Origin of the sequence: Neobacillus vireti, from assembly GCF_001026695.1 — a bacterium.
Taxonomy (GTDB): Bacteria; Bacillota; Bacilli; order Bacillales; family Cytobacillaceae; genus Neobacillus; species Neobacillus vireti.
Genome location: NZ_LDNB01000013.1, coordinates 17,446 through 34,355, shown reverse-complemented (window position 1 = coordinate 34,355; position 16,910 = coordinate 17,446). Strand labels below are relative to the sequence as shown.

General features: G+C 46.2%; 17 protein-coding genes. 16 read left to right on the top strand and 1 reads right to left on the bottom strand.

The genetic code is table 11. The annotated features are described in order from the left end of the window. Positions 1-306: 306 nt before the first annotated feature. The 5 genes from rpmE (at position 307) to prmC (ending at position 4,081) form a co-directional block, all read left to right on the top strand. Complete coding sequence (gene rpmE, locus AA980_RS16555; RefSeq protein WP_024031297.1) at positions 307-519, top strand: 50S ribosomal protein L31; 213 nt, start codon at positions 307-309, stop codon at positions 517-519. Between the two features lie 107 nt (positions 520-626). Then, positions 627-1,217, top strand: a complete 591-nt coding sequence (locus AA980_RS16550; RefSeq protein ID WP_024031296.1) for a thymidine kinase — start codon at positions 627-629, stop codon at positions 1,215-1,217. Positions 1,218-1,434: 217 nt separating this feature from the next. Continuing rightward, entirely contained in the window at positions 1,435-1,905 is a 471-nt protein-coding gene (locus AA980_RS16545; RefSeq protein ID WP_152681171.1) for a hypothetical protein, read from the top strand. A gap of 165 nt (positions 1,906-2,070) precedes the next feature. After that, the gene (prfA, locus tag AA980_RS16540; protein WP_024030587.1) at positions 2,071-3,144 is read left to right on the top strand and encodes a peptide chain release factor 1; all 1,074 of its coding nucleotides are present in this window, start codon (positions 2,071-2,073) and stop codon (positions 3,142-3,144) included. After that, a complete protein-coding gene (gene prmC, locus AA980_RS16535; RefSeq protein ID WP_024030588.1) occupies positions 3,137-4,081 on the top strand; it encodes a peptide chain release factor N(5)-glutamine methyltransferase in 945 nt (314 codons plus the stop codon). The genes prfA and prmC overlap by 8 nt, the downstream gene beginning before the upstream one ends. Before the next feature lie 35 nt (positions 4,082-4,116). Here the strand turns inward: prmC and AA980_RS16530 are convergent, their stop codons facing one another. After that, positions 4,117-4,680 carry a CBO0543 family protein gene (locus AA980_RS16530; protein WP_024030589.1) on the bottom strand — a complete coding sequence of 188 codons (564 nt, stop codon included), beginning with the start codon at positions 4,678-4,680 and terminating at the stop codon, positions 4,117-4,119. Between the two features lie 203 nt (positions 4,681-4,883). Between AA980_RS16530 and spoIIR the strand changes: the two genes are divergently transcribed. From spoIIR to AA980_RS16475, 11 genes are all read left to right on the top strand, one after another. Continuing rightward, entirely contained in the window at positions 4,884-5,723 is an 840-nt protein-coding gene (gene spoIIR, locus AA980_RS16525; RefSeq protein ID WP_024030590.1) for a stage II sporulation protein R, read from the top strand. 290 nt (positions 5,724-6,013) lie between these two features. Continuing rightward, the gene (locus AA980_RS16520) at positions 6,014-6,460 is read left to right on the top strand and encodes a GNAT family N-acetyltransferase (RefSeq protein WP_024030591.1); all 447 of its coding nucleotides are present in this window, start codon (positions 6,014-6,016) and stop codon (positions 6,458-6,460) included. Between the two features lie 184 nt (positions 6,461-6,644). After that, positions 6,645-7,688, top strand: a complete 1,044-nt coding sequence (locus tag AA980_RS16515) for an L-threonylcarbamoyladenylate synthase (protein ID WP_024030592.1) — start codon at positions 6,645-6,647, stop codon at positions 7,686-7,688. Between the two features lie 328 nt (positions 7,689-8,016). Continuing rightward, positions 8,017-8,574, top strand: a complete 558-nt coding sequence (locus AA980_RS16510) for a manganese efflux pump MntP (protein WP_024030593.1) — start codon at positions 8,017-8,019, stop codon at positions 8,572-8,574. Positions 8,575-8,757: 183 nt separating this feature from the next. Continuing rightward, positions 8,758-10,239 carry a C39 family peptidase gene (locus tag AA980_RS25855; RefSeq protein WP_024030594.1) on the top strand — a complete coding sequence of 494 codons (1,482 nt, stop codon included), beginning with the start codon at positions 8,758-8,760 and terminating at the stop codon, positions 10,237-10,239. Positions 10,240-10,417: 178 nt separating this feature from the next. Continuing rightward, a complete protein-coding gene (locus AA980_RS16500; RefSeq protein ID WP_024030595.1) occupies positions 10,418-10,858 on the top strand; it encodes a low molecular weight protein arginine phosphatase in 441 nt (146 codons plus the stop codon). Between the two features lie 214 nt (positions 10,859-11,072). Further along, a complete protein-coding gene (gene rpiB, locus AA980_RS16495) occupies positions 11,073-11,519 on the top strand; it encodes a ribose 5-phosphate isomerase B (RefSeq protein ID WP_024030596.1) in 447 nt (148 codons plus the stop codon). A gap of 325 nt (positions 11,520-11,844) precedes the next feature. Continuing rightward, complete coding sequence (locus AA980_RS16490; protein ID WP_034724952.1) at positions 11,845-12,411, top strand: TIGR01440 family protein; 567 nt, start codon at positions 11,845-11,847, stop codon at positions 12,409-12,411. Between the two features lie 163 nt (positions 12,412-12,574). After that, on the top strand, positions 12,575-13,816 hold the full coding sequence (gene glyA, locus AA980_RS16485; RefSeq protein ID WP_024030598.1) for a serine hydroxymethyltransferase: 1,242 nt from the start codon (positions 12,575-12,577) through the stop codon (positions 13,814-13,816). 166 nt (positions 13,817-13,982) lie between these two features. Continuing rightward, on the top strand, positions 13,983-15,866 hold the full coding sequence (locus AA980_RS16480; RefSeq protein WP_024030599.1) for a phosphotransferase: 1,884 nt from the start codon (positions 13,983-13,985) through the stop codon (positions 15,864-15,866). Continuing rightward, positions 15,853-16,818, top strand: coding sequence for a DMT family transporter (locus AA980_RS16475; protein WP_024030600.1), 966 nt, complete (start codon positions 15,853-15,855; stop codon positions 16,816-16,818). The genes AA980_RS16480 and AA980_RS16475 overlap by 14 nt, the downstream gene beginning before the upstream one ends. Positions 16,819-16,910: the final 92 nt, after the last annotated feature.

Here is a 16,910-nt window from a genome sequence, read left to right as displayed (position 1 = left end):
GAGTGGAGGGCGCGAGACTCCTGCGGGAGCAGCGGGACAGGTGAGACCCCGCAGGCGCTTGATTCGCCGAGGAGGCTCACCGCCCGCCCCGCGGAAAGCGAAGCGCCTGGAACGGAAATCAACATTCACTTTTAACACAGCCTTTTTAAAAAAATAACTACTTTTCCTGAAAGTCCCACCTTGCAAAAACAGATATCCCTTGTTATAATTGTTGCAGTGTGCTATAAGTATTTCAGTGCTCGTCGACAGACAAGCACTTTAGCTAACTCTGTTTCGAAAGATTCAGGGCGGAAGGAGATGAAAAGAATGAAAGCAGGAATTCATCCTAATTATAAAACAGTAACGGTGACATGCGCTTGCGGAAATACTTTTGAAACTGGTTCAGTGAAAAAGGAAATCCGTGTTGAAACTTGTTCAGAATGTCATCCATTCTATACTGGACGTCAAAAATTCGCTGAAGCTGGCGGACGTGTTGACCGCTTCAACAAAAAATACGGCCTTAAGAATCAGCAGCAATAATCGCTCAAAACAGGCAAGAAAGCAATATTCTTGCCTGTTTTTTATTTTGAAAAATTCTAATCATAATAATAGATCTAAAAGGATTTGCTAAGGAGGAAACGCCGTTTATGTATTTAATGAAACAAAGCGGATGGGTTGAGGTTATCTGCGGCAGTATGTTTTCTGGAAAATCGGAGGAATTGATCCGCCGGGTCAGGCGTGCTCAATTTGCCAAACAAAAAATAGCTGTGTTTAAGCCTCGAATTGATAATCGCTACAGCGAGCAATCTGTAGTATCCCATAATGGCTCTTCTTTTCAGGCGAAGCCTATTTCCCATTCTTTAGAAATTCTTCAACATGTTGAAGCGGATATCGACATCATTGCGATTGATGAAATTCAGTTTTTTGATGAAGGTATTGTCCGGGTTGTGCAGCAGCTGGCGGACAGCGGCCACCGCGTCGTCTGCGCCGGTCTTGACATGGATTTCCGCGGCGAACCATTCGGACAAATGCCGCCATTAATGGCAGTTGCGGAAACAGTTACGAAGCTCCAGGCAGTCTGCACCGTTTGCGGTTCACCATCAAGCCGAACCCAGCGCCTAATTGACGGCCGGCCCGCATCCTACCATGACCCAGTCATCTTAGTCGGCGCATCCGAGGCCTACGAGCCCCGCTGCCGTCACCACCACGAAGTCCCCAAAGCCATTCCGGTGAGATAAGTTGGTGAGATTGAGTTTATGTGGTGCCTGACACCCAAAAAAGACATTTGTCCGTGTGGAATGGACAATGTCTTTTTTTATTTCTGAACGAGTTGGTGTCCACATGGGATGGACATTTGTCCACGAGCGGTGCCTGACACCCTAAATCCCTTTTCTATTGGAAGGATTTCACTGGGCAGATTCAATTTTCAGATGGGCATGATAGTATTAGGAGGTGTTGATACTGAAGAAGTGGATGTTTCTTATGGTGATTATGTTGTTTATGTTGAGTGGGTGTCAGAATAACAATCGCGGTGCAAATGAAGAGGCGTATGACTTGCGGACAGATCGGAACGCTCCTAATTATATGTCTAACCGCGGAAAGGATCAGCAGCACCTTGTGGAAGATGATATTACCAACCAAAATCCGAACTTCCTTGACCTTGAGAGAACGGGAAGCGGCGGAGAGGCCGGTGCAGGAAATCAGGGCAACGATATTGACAAAGCGAAGCAAGTGATTGCAGGTACAAATGAATTTGTTGCCGACTCTGTTTGGATAAACGGCGACCGGATGTGGGTTTCCGTTAATAAAAAAGGAATGCTATCTGACGAGAAAAAGGTCGACGCTGAGGCACGTCTTCACCGAAAACTCATCCAGGCAATACCGCGATATCATATCGAAGTGCGCGTAAAAGAAGATCGCCGATAACATGCTCTGATTTTTAGGGCATGTTTTTTTTGCGGCCAGTGTCAGTGTTACTTTTTTTGAAAAAAAATCCCCTAAAAAATTTTCTCCCAGCAATTTGGTTTTGACGGCGCTTTTTACCTATACTATAATTATACTGTTATGCACTAAAAACTGAGGTGAATTAACTTGTTTGATCGTCTTCAATCCGTGGAAGATCGCTATGAAAAGTTGAACGAACTTTTGAGCGACCCGCAAATTATTAATGATACAAAAAAACTTCGTGAATATTCAAAAGAACAAGCTGATATACAAGAGACCGTACAAACGTACCGCCAATATAAGGAGGTTCGTGAACAGCTTCAAGAAGCCAAGACCATGCTCGATGATAAGCTTGATGCCGATATGCGTGAAATGGTGAAGGAAGAAGTAAACGAACTGGAAGCACAAATTGAAGAATTAGAGGCGCGCATGAAAATTCTTCTAATTCCAAAGGATCCTAACGATGACAAAAACGTTATCTTTGAAATCCGCGGTGCTGCCGGCGGCGAAGAGGCGGCGTTGTTTGCTGGTACGCTTTACCGCATGTACAGCCGCTATGCAGAAGCACAGGGCTGGAAAACGGATGTCATTGATGCCAACCCGACAGGTCTTGGCGGCTTCAAGGAAATTATTTTTATGATAAATGGAACAGGTGCATTCTCGAAATTGAAGTTTGAGAATGGCGCTCACCGGGTTCAGCGTGTACCGGAAACGGAATCAGGCGGCAGAATCCATACCTCAACAGCAACGGTAGCATGCTTGCCGGAAGCAGAAGAAGTAGAAGTGGAAATCCACGATAAGGATATCCGCTTTGACGCGTTTGCCTCTAGCGGCGCCGGCGGACAGTCCGTTAACACGACCATGTCAGCTGTTCGGTTAACACACATTCCAACCGGGATTGTGGTCTCGTGTCAGGATGAGAAATCACAGCACAAAAACAAAGACAAGGCGATGAAGGTATTACGTGCCCGCGTCTATGATAAGTTCCAACAGGAAGCCCAGGCGGAATACGACCAGGTGCGGAAATCGGCCGTTGGTACCGGTGACCGTTCGGAGCGGATCCGCACCTACAACTTCCCGCAGAACCGCGTGACCGACCATCGGATCGGCTTAACGATTCAGAAGCTCGACCAGGTGTTAGAAGGAAAGCTCGACGATGTGATTGATGCCTTGATTATGGACGATCAAGCGCGCAGACTGGAAAGTGCCTCAAATGAATAAGAAAGTATTTGAAGCTCTGAAATGGGCTTCTTCTTTTTTAAGCGGGTCAGGTCGGGATGAAAATGCGGGAGAGCTCTTGCTGCGCCATTTCACCGGGATGTCACGGGCGCAGCTGTTTGCGAATTTACGTGAGGAGGTAACGCCGGCGGTTTGGGAGGCATTCGAGGAGGCTGTTCGCGAACATGGTCAAGGTATGCCGATTCAATACATCATCGGCACCGAGGAGTTTTACGGCCGGTCGTTTCTCGTCAATGAAGAGGTACTGATACCTAGGCCAGAGACCGAGGAGCTTGTCTCAGGAACACTCGAACGGATAGAACGGCTTTTTAGCGGCCGGCATGGATTGGTACTGGCCGATATCGGCACAGGCAGCGGTGCCATCGCCATCAGCTTGAAATTAGAAATAGAATCACATCGGGTGTCAGGCACCGAGTGTCCACGTGGGGCGGACAAATGTCCACGGCGGGTGTCAGGCACCAAAAACGGCACCCAAATTACAGGCACTGATATTTCTGAACGGTCGCTTGTGGTGGCGCGGGAGAATGCTGCGCGGCTAGGGGCGGAGGTTGAGTTTGTTCAGGGGGATTTGCTGGCGCCGTTTATGGATCGGGGCGTTAAGCTGGATGTGGTGGTTTCGAATCCGCCGTATATTCCGGTTGGTGATATTGAGACGATGTCCGAGGTGGTGACGGAGCATGAGCCGCACCGGGCCTTGTTCGCTGGCGCGGATGGCTTGGATTTTTACCGCCGCTTTATGAGTGAGCTGCCACGGGTATTGGCACCGGCCGCGCTCGTCTGTTTCGAAATTGGTGCCGGTCAGGGCGAAGCGGTCGCGGAGCTTTTTAGGGATTCTTTCCCAGATGTTAGGGTAGAAGTTGTTAATGATATCAACGGCAAGGACCGGATGGTGTTTGCCGAAATCGGCTTCGGGATGTAATTTCCCGAAGCCTTTTCCGGTTCCCTATAAAACAATTATTGTTCAGCTATGGATTGATAGCCGCCAATTTTACTGAACCAATAAGCTACATAGAATAAAAATAAATAAATACAAAAGTCATAAATGGACAACCAGTCTTTTGGGTCGTAAAAATGAATCCAGACAAAAAACTTCATCGCCCCAAAAGCGGCGAGGGCAGCAAATATCGCCCCTTTTAACAGTGAATTCGCTTTTGGCTTAATTTGCAGCACAAACATAATCGCCACTGGGACCAACGAAAAATGATAAGGAAGCAGTAACATTGGGGCAACAGGTGAAAATTTCATCGGATAGCGCCATAACCCTACTTCAACTGCAATCAGATCAATAATTAGTGCTAATATCATCGTGATCAACCCCGCAAGAAGTAACCTTCCTGTACTCTCCTTTTTCCGAAGCAGGAGCCAAATAATCCACGGGACAACAAATAATCCAATCCCGAACCACCATTGCCATGTAAAGAGAAAGTGATCAACAACTGCTTTAGACATCATGTCACTTCCGTCGATAATCAGCTGCGCGCCCTTTCTTGATTCTCTAATTCCTTCCATAAATGCCATTCTAAAACCCAACTCCTTATTAAAAATGATCCTGCATGAATTGTGGAGTTTTTCTTATTTATCATCATTCGCCATTTTCCTCATATTTATGATTTTTTTTACAAAAAAAACTTTTATTGCTCTTTGCAAAAATATCAAATTTTACTAGTTTAAGATTCTTGTCTTTTGTCCACAATGTTGATAGTGAAGGGGCGGTGCTGGAAATGAGAAGTAAATTAGCAGTTTGGGGCTATTTGATTGTATTATCGTTTGCAACGATGTTGAGTTTATATATGCCAAAAACGGAAGCGGCGCAGAAGGAATCGATTGTGATTCCAGGGGAGGCGATTCGCCTCAGGATTCTCGCCAATAGTGATTTTGAAACAGATCAGGCGATTAAACGGAAGGTCCGCGATGCCGTTAACGCTCAGATTACTCTCTGGGTGCAGGATTTAACTTCAATGGAAAAAGCAAGAACCGTCATCAATGCGAAGCTCCCGGAAATTCAAGCGATTGCCGAAAAAGTAGTCCTCGAGGAAGGGGCAGATCAGCCGGTAAAGGTAGAATTCGCAAAAGTCCAGTTTCCGACGAAATTATACGGCCAGTATTTATACCCGGCGGGCAAGTATCAAGCGATTTTGATTACGCTTGGCAGTGGTGAAGGAGCAAATTGGTGGTGCGTACTGTATCCGCCGTTGTGCTTCCTTGATTTTTCAAATGGGGATGCCGTTAGTGAAGGCTTTGATGAAAAACAAAAAACGGCGAAGGCTGGGGAAAGAGATTCTGAAAAAGTGGAAGGGGCTCCTGAAAAGGCGAAGAAGGACTCTGAAGAAGTGGAAATGGCCCATGAGAAGGCTTCAGACGTGGAAGTGATGGCTGCAAGCCAGCCGGCATTCATTGATAAAGAGAGGGTAACGGAAAAGTCGAAAGTTGCGAATAAACCTGCGCTAGAAAAAAAGCAGCCGAAAAAGGAAAAAGCGGCGCCAGTGTACACCGTTGAAGATGAAGCACCGGTAAAGGTGAAATTCTTTGTCGTCGAGATGTGGGAAAAGATTTTTTATTAAGCCAGTTCCTGGATAAAAGGACTGGCTTTTGTCTTGGGCTACAAAAATTTAGGTGTGGATCACTTTGAACTAGTTTTTTGAATCCAGCTCCAACGTGAATGCGAATAAAAAATATTTACTAGATTCCTGAATCCGGCTGTTCTATTTGGCCTACTTTTTCATATTCATAGAATAGAATCTAAAGAAAACTCGCCGACTGGCGAGCCGTTAGGCGGTTCATGAGGCGTAGTTGCACTTATGCCTGATCGGAAAGTTATACTTTCCGATCGGCTAAAAAAGAGGTGGATGGGATGCAGGCATTAATTCGTAAGGCTGATGGAGGAGATTTGGGCCATTTACAAGAGTTTCTTTCAAGAGCAAATCTTGGGACGGATGGGCTGACGGTAGAGACCATCGGTAATTTCTTGCTATTAGAGGATGAGGACGGCGCGCTCCGGGGAACGCTTGGCATGGAGGTAATCGCAGATTCAGGGCTGCTGCGGTCGCTGGTTGTTTCGCCGGGACAAGCTGAAAAGGAAATTCTAGTTCTATTTGATCAAATGGTGCAATTAGCGAACGAGAAAGGGTTGAATAGTTTATTTTTGGCAACAAATAAAGGTGCCGCACTGGCACTTTTTGAAATGCTGGGTTTCCAGCCGATTGGCCGCGGCGATCTGCCGCTGTCATTTTATCACTTAGAACATATTCGCCACGTTTTAAATGTGGATAACTCATTATTTTTAAATTTTTCACTCTAATTGTGGATATATCCACAAAGTTATCCACTTTTACTGGAAAGTTATGCACAATTTGTGGATAAAACTTGTTTTTATCCCCGCCTTCTTTTATACTTTCAAACGTATTGATTGAAAAATATCGGTCTAAGTGACTATTTTCGTCAAATTTCGATAAATGACTCAGCTGTGATGAAGGTGGATAACAATGAACACAAAGATCTGGAAAGTGGATAAGTATGTGGATAATTTAGAAAGTAATCCACAAGTTGTGGATGCAGCCCATTTTTTACGGGAAAACGAAGTGGTTGCGCTCCCGACAGAGACGGTTTATGGACTCGGAGGGAACGCAGAGAGCGATGAAGCCGTTGCGAAGATTTTTGCGGCAAAGGGCAGACCTGTGGATAATCCGTTAATTATTCACATTGCCGAAAAACAGCAGCTCAAGGGATTTGTTACCGAGATTTCTGCTAAGGCGGAAGTGCTGATGGACAAGTTCTGGCCGGGACCGTTGACGATTATTTTTAAAAAGAAAGCCGGCGTTTTGTCAGAAAAGGCAACGGCTGGGCTTGCGACAGTTGCGGTGCGGATGCCGGATCACCCCGTGGCCCTAGCGTTGTTGAAAAAGTGCGGTCTGCCAATCGCCGCGCCAAGTGCTAACAGCTCAGGCAAACCGAGCCCGACGAAGGCAGAGCATGTAATCGATGATTTAGCCGGAAAAATTGCCGCCGTGCTTGATGGCGGACCGACAGGGGTTGGCGTTGAATCAACGGTTATCGATTGCACCGAGGAAATCCCGGTCATCCTAAGACCCGGCGGCGTCACGAAAGAAGCGCTCGAAGCTGTAATTGGTGAGGTTAGCGTCGATCTAGCCTTAACGGAAGCGGGAGCTAAGCCGAAAGCACCCGGAATGAAATACCGCCACTACGCCCCAAATGCCCCGCTTTTTATGGTGTCAGGCACCCGTGAGTTTCTTCAGCATTTAGTAGAAGAAAAGCAGCGGGAAGGACTGCGGGTCGGGGTATTGACGACGGAGGAGCTTGAATCTTTCTATCAGGCAGATTATGTCCTGGCGTGCGGCAGGAGGGCGGAGCTTGAGACGGTTGCCGCTGCCCTTTATGAAACACTGCGCCGCTTTAACCGGCTTGACGTGGATATTATTTTTAGTGAAATGTTCCCGCACACCGGAGTAGGCGATGCCATCATGAACCGCCTCCAGAAAGCGGCTGGGAATAAGAGCATTACGGAATAAGCTAGCCGTAAGTCACACAGGAAAAATTCCGTTTATTTTTCATTACGGTATAAGTTAGCCTTGATAAAATCGGCTTGTTTTTTCATTACGGAATAAGCGATACGTAAGCCGCACGTTTTTCTCCGTCCTCAATCTTCGCGAATATACCAATGCGAGTCTTGGCGCCGGCAAGCGGGCTCATCTACTAAACACCAGCTCCCCTAGCGGGGACTGGTGTTTTTTTGCAAAATTGGAGTGACGGCAAGCGCCCCGTTTCCCGAGATTGGCTTCTAAAACAGTTTGGACGTGCATATGCTTAGGTTAGTTAGTCCAAGGGGGCGGGGACGGAATGTCTGAATTGGTTAGCGAAATACTTACACTAGTTATAATGGCATTTGCACTGGGGATGGATGCCTTCTCGGTTGGGCTTGGCATGGGGATGTACAAACTGCCGCTGCGGAGGGTTTTTAATATTGGCCTGATGATTGGCTTATTTCATGTGTGGATGCCGCTTGTTGGACTAATAGCCGGCAAATATTTATCAGAAAAATTTGGCGCGTTTGCCACCTTTATCGGCGGGCTGCTGTTAATTGTACTAGGTGTGCAAATGGTCTGGTCAACCTTTAAAAAAGGGGAGGAAAAAGTCATTACGCCGGTTGGCTTCGGCTTATTGTTATTTGCCTTGAGTGTTAGCCTTGATAGTTTTTCCGTCGGATTGACCTTGGGCATCTACGGTGCAAAAACCATTATGGTGATTTTATGCTTTGGAATCGTTGCCACCATGCAAACCTGGGCCGGATTACTGCTGGGCAGAAAGGTCCGGGGCTGGATCGGGACCTACAGTGAAGCACTTGGCGGCGCGATTTTGCTCGGATTTGGCTTAAAGCTGCTCATACCGTTCTGGTAAGGGTTCGAGCCTTTGATTCCACTCTGTTTTGGCTTAAAGCTACTCATACCGTTCTAGTAACGGGTAAAGCATCCGATGCCATAAATGTTTCAATTTTCCAAAATCCCCTGTAATTATGATAGAATAGTAGCTGGTAAATTTTTTACCTAGCAATCTATTAAATCTAACAGGGGAGGAACTACGGTGCAACGGAAATTATGGATCAATCTTTGCCTTACATTGCTGGTAATCTCTCAAGCTCTTTTTCCAAAACTAGCGGGAGCAGAAACGCAGGTAAGGATAAATAATTCAGAGGAAATTCAATTAGTAGAAAAAGTAACAACTCAAACGACAGTCATCAAAGGAAAAACATTCCCGAATGCCGCCATCAAGGTGGAAAATAAACAGGGTCTGCTCAGCACCACACAAGCCAATGCGGAAGGCGTGTTTGAAGCGGCGATATTGAAGCAGCCTGCAAACACGATTCTCAATATTACGGCGGATGACGGGGCAGGAAATACATATGCAATCGAAGTAACAGTGGCAGCAGTTGGTTGGGTCCGCGCGGGCGGGCTTTGGTATTACTATGGTCCTGATGGCGAAAAGCAGACAGGCTGGATTACCGATAACGGGAGCCGCTACTATCTTGACCAAACCGGGGTCATGAAAACAGGCTGGTTACTCGATAAAGGCAAGTGGTTTTTTTTCAAAAATAGTGGAGCCATGCTGACAGGCTGGCTATCGAGCGGTGGCAAATGGTATTTCCTTGATAGCGCAGGGGTGATGAAGACCGGCTGGGTGTTGGATGGTAATAAATGGTATTATCTGGATGGATCAGGAAAGATGAAAACGGGCTGGATAAAGGATGGGAACCGCTGGTATTATTTAGCTGGTAATGGCGCGATGAAAACCGGCTGGCTATCGAGCGGCGGCAAATGGTACTATTTGGCGGCAAACGGCGCGATGGCAGTCGGCTGGGTGTTTGATGGCGGCAAATGGTACTATCTTAATTCGGATGGCGCGATGAAAACGGGCTGGATTCAAAGCGGAGGGGATAGGTATTACCTTGGCGGCAGCGGTGCTGTGTCATCGGTGCAGCTTAATGCCCCGCTGATAGCGCAAATGCCGGAGCTCCCGCGCGGCTGTGAAGTTACCTCGCTTGCGATGATGCTCCAAGATGCCGGTGTGAAGGCGAACAAAATGACATTAGCATCCCAGGTGCGGCGGGATCCGACCCCGTATTCAACAAGGAATGGACAAATTTACTTCGGCAATCCTTATTCTGGGTTTGTCGGTGATATGTATAGCTTTTCGAAGCCGGGTCTCGGCGTTTACCACGGGCCAATCGCGGAGCTAGCAGAGAAATATCTGCCTAATCGGGTCGTCGATTTTAGCGGCAGCCGGTTTGAAGAGATTTATAAGCAGCTGAATAACGGCAAGCCTGTCTGGGTGATTGTAACCTCATGGTATGACACCGTCCCATCACAATATTGGCAGACGTGGAATACGCCGACTGGCAAGCTTTCCATTACTTATAAGGAACACAGTGTCCTCATCACAGGCTATGACAGCAAATATATTTATTTCAATGACCCATTGTCCGTAACCAAAAACCGCAAAGTCACAATCAGTGCCTTCAAACGCGGCTGGGAGCAATTGGGTAAACAAGCTATAACCTATCGCTAAATTATTTAGGGTGTCAGGCACTATTTGTTAGTTCCTGGAAAACGCGAACGTATTATGGGTGTCAGGCACCATTTGTTAGTTCCTAGAAACCACGAACATGTTAAGGGTGTCAGGCACCAATGATGAACTTGTTGGGAATTTGGGACATAATGATAAGAAGGAAAGGGGGCAGGCTTTTATGAAGCGAATTTTGTTTGTCTGTACGGGCAATACATGCCGCAGTCCAATGGCGGAAGCAATTTTGAAAAATAAAAACCTAGATGGCATTGAAGTCAGATCGGCGGGGATTTATGCCGCGACCGGCAGTGAGGCATCAGCGCATGCCAAGAAAGTACTCGGCGACAACGAGATTTCACATCAGCATCGCTCAACCCCGCTGACCACAGCAGAGGTGGAATGGGCCGACCTGATTTTAACGATGACTGCCTCGCATAAAGCGGCGATCCTGCTGCAATATCCACAGGCAAGCGTTGAGGTTTTTACCTTAAAGGAATACAGCGGCGAACCATTCAATCCTGACGTCGTTGACCCTTACGGCGGGAGCCTCGCAATGTATCAAGAAACCTTCCGCGAGCTGGAAGAATTAATCAATAAAGCAATCGAAAAATTAAAACCGTAATGCTGAATGGGAGCTCTCTGCTTAAATGGAGAGCTTTTATTTTATGCTGATGGTTTGGCCTGCGCTCTAATAGCGGGCGTTTATGTTATGCTTACAGCTCAGATACAGGTGCCTCTGCTAAACACGAAGCCTTTATTTTTCATGAATCTTTATATTTTTAGGGCGGTATGTCAAAATAAAATGAAGACTAAGAATGGAACAGGAGGATTTTTACATGAAAGTAGCACTGGCATCAGATCATGGCGGCATCCATATTCGCAAGGAAATCGCCAATTTAATGGATGAATTAAAGATTGACTATGTTGATTTTGGCTGTGATTGTGAAACATCGGTAGATTATCCGGATTATGCGCTCCCTGTCGCCGAAAAGGTGGCAAGAGGTGAGTTTGATAGAGGGATTTTGATTTGCGGCACTGGTATTGGCATGAGTATTGCCGCCAACAAGGTGAAAGGCATTCGCTGTGCCTTAGTGCATGACACGTTTAGTGCCAAAGCAACACGAGCTCATAATGATACAAATGTGCTCGCGATGGGTGAACGCGTAATTGGGCCTGGCTTGGCGCGAGATATTGCCGAAATCTGGCTGACTGAGGAATTTGAGGGCGGACGACATGCGGACCGCGTCGGCAAAATCACTGAATATGAAGAAAAGAATCTCTAACTTTCTTGAGTTTACTAATAAATTTGCGATTCGCAAATAAAAGCGAACTTTTCGCAAATAAAACAGGTGAATTCGCAAATAAGACAGGAAAATTCGCAAATAAGAGCAGATTCTTCGGGGAAAAATGGAAAGTTCATAGATAAGCGCTGCTTTTTCGCAAATAGACTAGGTTTTTGGGTAAATAAACATGAGGGGGAGGCTGAAAAAGGCTCACCTTCACGTAATTTTTAAGATATTTTTTGAAAAAAGGTAGATTTGCTGATTCGATTCCTTGGAAGCAAACAATTTGTTAGAAAACAGCCGTATTGAAAGGGATGTGCCGATGATGATTCACGAATGGGAAAAAGAGTTGGAAGCGATTTTAACGGAATTCAAGGAGCAGGCAGCGTTTAAGCCAGGGCAGCTGCTGGTTATTGGCTGCAGCACGAGCGAGGTCATCGGCGAACGAATCGGCACCTCGGGCACCATCGAAGTTGCCGAAATGATTTTTCGCGGGTTGAAAAAGCTTCAGGCGGAGCTGGGGATCCAACTCGCCTTTCAATGCTGCGAGCATTTAAACAGGGCGCTGGTTGTTGAGCGTAAGACGGCAGAGGAACGCCGGTTAGCCGAAGTTTCCGTTGTTCCTGTCCGGAAGGCGGGCGGGGCGATGGCGACGTATGCGTTTGAGCAAATGGATGATGCTGTTGTGGTCGAGTTCGTCCAGGCAGATGCAGGGATCGACATCGGGCACACCCTCATCGGCATGCACTTGAAACATGTAGCAGTACCAATCCGCGTCAAGCAAAAAACCATCGGCCAAGCCTATGTAACCCTGGCTAAAGTACGCCCAAAACTGATTGGCGGCGCCAGAGCCGTCTATGAACGAAACAAAGAAAACTCAAGCTGTTCTTAAAAACGTCCTTGGTGTCAGGCACCATTTCCCTTTTAATGGAAGAAGGTGTCAGGCACCATATTAAATTTTACATAAAAGAAAAACGTGCTAAAATGGAGAGGGAATTTTCAAATTGTTTGCGGTTTCACACAATATGTAAATAGTGTTAAGGGGGATTTATCATATGAAGCATTTGTCAGTAGCGGATGAGCAGGTATATCAAGCGATTCAGAAAGAATTAGGCCGTCAGCGCAGTAAAATTGAATTAATTGCCTCAGAAAATTTCGTCAGCGAAGCGGTTATGGAGGCACAGGGATCCGTTTTAACCAATAAATATGCAGAAGGCTATCCAGGACGCCGCTACTACGGCGGCTGTGAATATGTCGATGTGGTCGAGGACCTCGCCCGCAGCCGTGCCAAAGAAATTTTCGGTGCGGAGTATGTGAACGTCCAGCCTCATTCCGGGGCACAGGCCAATATGGCCGTCTACTTTACCGTTCTTGAGCAGGGCGATACCGTTCTCGGCATGAACCTCTCCCACGGCGGTCACTTAACACACGGCAGTCCGGTTAACTTCAGCGGTATTCAATATAACTTTGTTGAATATGGTGTCGATGAAACAACGCACCGCATCAATTATGATGTTGTCCGTGAAAAAGCGCTTGAGCACAAGCCAAAGATGATTGTTGCCGGTGCCAGCGCCTATCCGCGTGAAATTGATTTTGCCAAGTTCCGTGAGATTGCCGATGAAGTCGGCGCATACCTAATGGTCGATATGGCTCACATCGCCGGACTCGTTGCCGCAGGCCTGCATCAAAATCCAGTGCCGTATGCCGATTTCGTGACGACGACGACGCATAAAACGTTAAGAGGTCCACGCGGCGGGATGATCCTTTGCAAAGAGGAATATGGCAAGAAAATTGATAAATCGATTTTCCCTGGGATCCAAGGCGGTCCGCTGATGCATGTCATCGCTGCTAAAGCCGTTGCTTTTGGCGAAGCCCTACAGCCAAGCTTCAAAGATTACGCGGAGCACATTATTGCTAACGCCAAGCGCTTAGCGGAAAGCCTTGAAAAGGAAGGCCTAAAGCTTGTCTCTGGTGGAACCGATAACCATTTGCTGCTGGTCGATGTCCAGAACCTTGGCTTAACAGGCAAGGTAGCCGAAAAGGTGCTTGATGAAATTGGCATCACCGTGAACAAAAACACGATCCCATTCGATCCGCAAAGCCCGTTTGTCACAAGCGGTATCCGTATTGGTACAGCCGCTGTCACAAGCCGCGGCTTTGGTCTAGAAGAAATGGACGAAATTGCCTCCATCATCGCATTTACGTTGAAAAACCATGAGGATGCAGCGAAGCTTGAAGAGGCGAGTAAACGCGTTGAAGCATTAACAAGTAACTTCACCCTTTATCCGGAATATTAAACGTTACCCATCGGCCTTCACTACGAAGGCCGATTTTTCGCTTCATCGTAGTCGATTCTTGAAAAAAAATGTCGATTTATTTTTAAAAAAGACATCTGTACTTCCCAAAAAAATATGGTATGATTCTATTGTTCAAAAATTGAACAAGGTGGAGTTGAATCGCACTATGTACAAATTTCGTCTATTAGAACTGATTTCAAAGGAACCGGAAATTAGTCAACGAGCATTAGCTGATTTATGCAATCTTTCAATCGGAAAAGTAAATTATACATTGAATGACTTAGTTGAAGAAGAGTACATCACGATTGAAAAATCGAGTAATAAACACAGCTATCTCATTACTGAAATAGGTATTGAATTTCTGAAAAGTGAGGTAGAGCAGCTTCATGAAACGAAAATCAAGCTGTACAGCAATGAAAGGAAAACGGTAAAACAAGCAGTCATCCTCGCCGCAGGGGAAAAGTCAGAATTTGATTTACCGGCCTGCCTGCTTCCCATCAAGGATACGACCCTTTTAGAGCGAAACATTGCGATTTTAGAGAATAACGGGATTGAAAAAATCATCATTGTCACCGGTTATCAAAAAGGGGCCTTTGCCGAAGCGCAATTTTTAAAAGGAAATGGCAATCTGCACTTTGTTGAAAATCCAAGGTATTTGTGGACGGGAAGTATGGCCTCGCTTGCCAAGGCGAATGACTTGATTACTGATGATTTCCTTCTGTTTGAAGATGATATTCTCATCGAGGAAACGGCGGTTTATGACCTGCTTAACCACCCTGAACGGGACTGCATTCTGGTGACAAAAGAAAGTGGATTGGGCGATGAGGCATTCATCGAAATTCAGAACAATCATCTGTATAAAATCTCCAAGGACATTCACCAATTAAACCGGATTGACGGCGAGATGACGGGGATTACGAAGATTTCTTATGACGTGTACATGGAAATGCTCCGTTTATTTAAGAACAATAAAAATCCATATGTAAATTACGAGTACTTACTCTTAGATGTATCTAGAAAAATAGAGATTGGTTTTTTAAAGATTCCTGATTTGATTTGGGCCGAAATTGATAGCTATCTGCATCATTTTAAAGTGGTTGATAACATCTACCCATCCCTCCAAAAGAAAGAAGCTGATTTTAAAGAAAGAGAGCTGAAGCAAGTCATTGCATCGGCTTTGAACATCAGCGTAGAAGAGGTGACCGCTGTCGAAGTACTTGGCGGCTTAACGAATCGGAATTATAAGGTCACCACCAGCACGGATCAATTGGCAGTGAGGATCCCGGGAAAAGGAACCGAGCATTATATTAATCGGCTGGCAGAGAAGGTTAATTCGGAGATTACCAGCCGGCTTGGGATTAATCCTGAGGTGATTTACTTCGATGAACAAACGGGCTTGAAGATTGCCCGCTTTATCCCGGATGCGGAAACACTCAATCCGAAGACAGGCACACGGGAAGATAACCTTATCAAGGTAGCGGGGATTTTTAATACTCTGCATACCTCTGGGGAGACGTTCAGCTCCCGGTTTGATGTATTTGAAAAAATAACCGAATATGAAACCATTTTGTCCGCATTAAATGGAAAGCTGTTCGATGGCCATGCCAAAGTGAAACAACAGGTACTCGAACTAGAGGCCTTCTATCAATCCTTACAGGTGCAGCTTGTTCCCTGCCATAATGACCCGCTGGCGGAAAACTTCGTCAAGAGCGGGGAAGAGCAGATGTACTTGATTGACTGGGAATTTTCTGGCATGAACGATCCGCTTTGGGATGTCGCCGGCTATATCATTGAGGCGGAACTATCTCCTGCTGAGGAAAAGCTGTTCTTGCTTGAATACTTCAACGGCGAAATCACGAGCGCAAACCTGCAGCAGCTGTTATTGAATAAGATTTTCCTAGATTTCTTATGGACAATCTGGGCACTGATGAAGGAAGCCGGCGGCGAAGATTTTGGCTCCTACGCCTTCACGCGGTTTACCCGTGCACAAAGCAATTTACAGCAATACCAAGATCAGTTTAAGGGGACAGAGGAATTTGGAAAAATTTAATGCAAAAGGCGTTGCGATTGGCTTAGGTGCAGGATTAACATGGGCAATTGACACGATTTTAATTGGCTATGCCCTATCTTCGACCACATTTTTAAAATTTAACGATATTCTCTTAGCGGCGCCGTTATTAAGTACCTTTTTGCATGACACGTTCTCTTCCTTGTGGATGATGCTGTTAATGGCAGTCAGAGGCGAACTCGGCACAGCCTTTCGCAAGCTGAGGACGAAAAGCGGCTGGTGGGTTGTAGTTGCCGCCACGCTTGGCGGTCCGGTCGGGATGACCTTCTATGTTTTATCGGTGCAGTCAATCGGTCCATCGTTCACCGCATCGATTTCATCGATTTTTCCGGCCGTCGGCGCGCTGTTTGCCTTCTTAATTTTACGGGACCGACTTTCTTTGAAAAACTGGCTCGGGCTTCTGACGAGTATCGGTTTCACGATTGCCCTGGGCTATTCCGGCAATTTAATTACCGGCACCTCGGTATCAATTGGCCTGATTTTTATCATTTTCTGTATTTTTGGCTGGGGCATGGAGTCGGTGATTTCTGCATACGGGATGAAGGACGATGAAGTAAGCCCCTTGCAGGCGCTGTTCATCCGCCAATTAACCTCAGCAGTAATCTTTGCGGTGATTATTATTCCGATTTTTGTCGGCCATTCACTAACCGTGCAGGTAGCAACGACAAAGACCTTCTGGTTTATTGCGCTCATCGCCATGTTCGGCACACTTTCTTACGTATTTTATTATCAAGCGATTAAACTCATCGGTCCTGTTCGCGCGATGTCCTTGAATATCTCTTACGTTGCCTTTGCGATTTTTCTAGACGTGTTATTCTTACACGGCGACTTCTCGCTGAAAAATATTGTCTTTGCCGTGTTCATCATGGCAGGCGCCGTCTTGACGGTTGTAGTCGATAAGAAAGAACCAGATTTACTCAGCGGAGTTGCATAAAACCTGCCGGCATTTGTCGGCAAGTTTTTCTTTCAATAGACAGGCTACGAGTTGCTCATTGCAATTTATTTCTGTAAAATAGTACGGAGTGT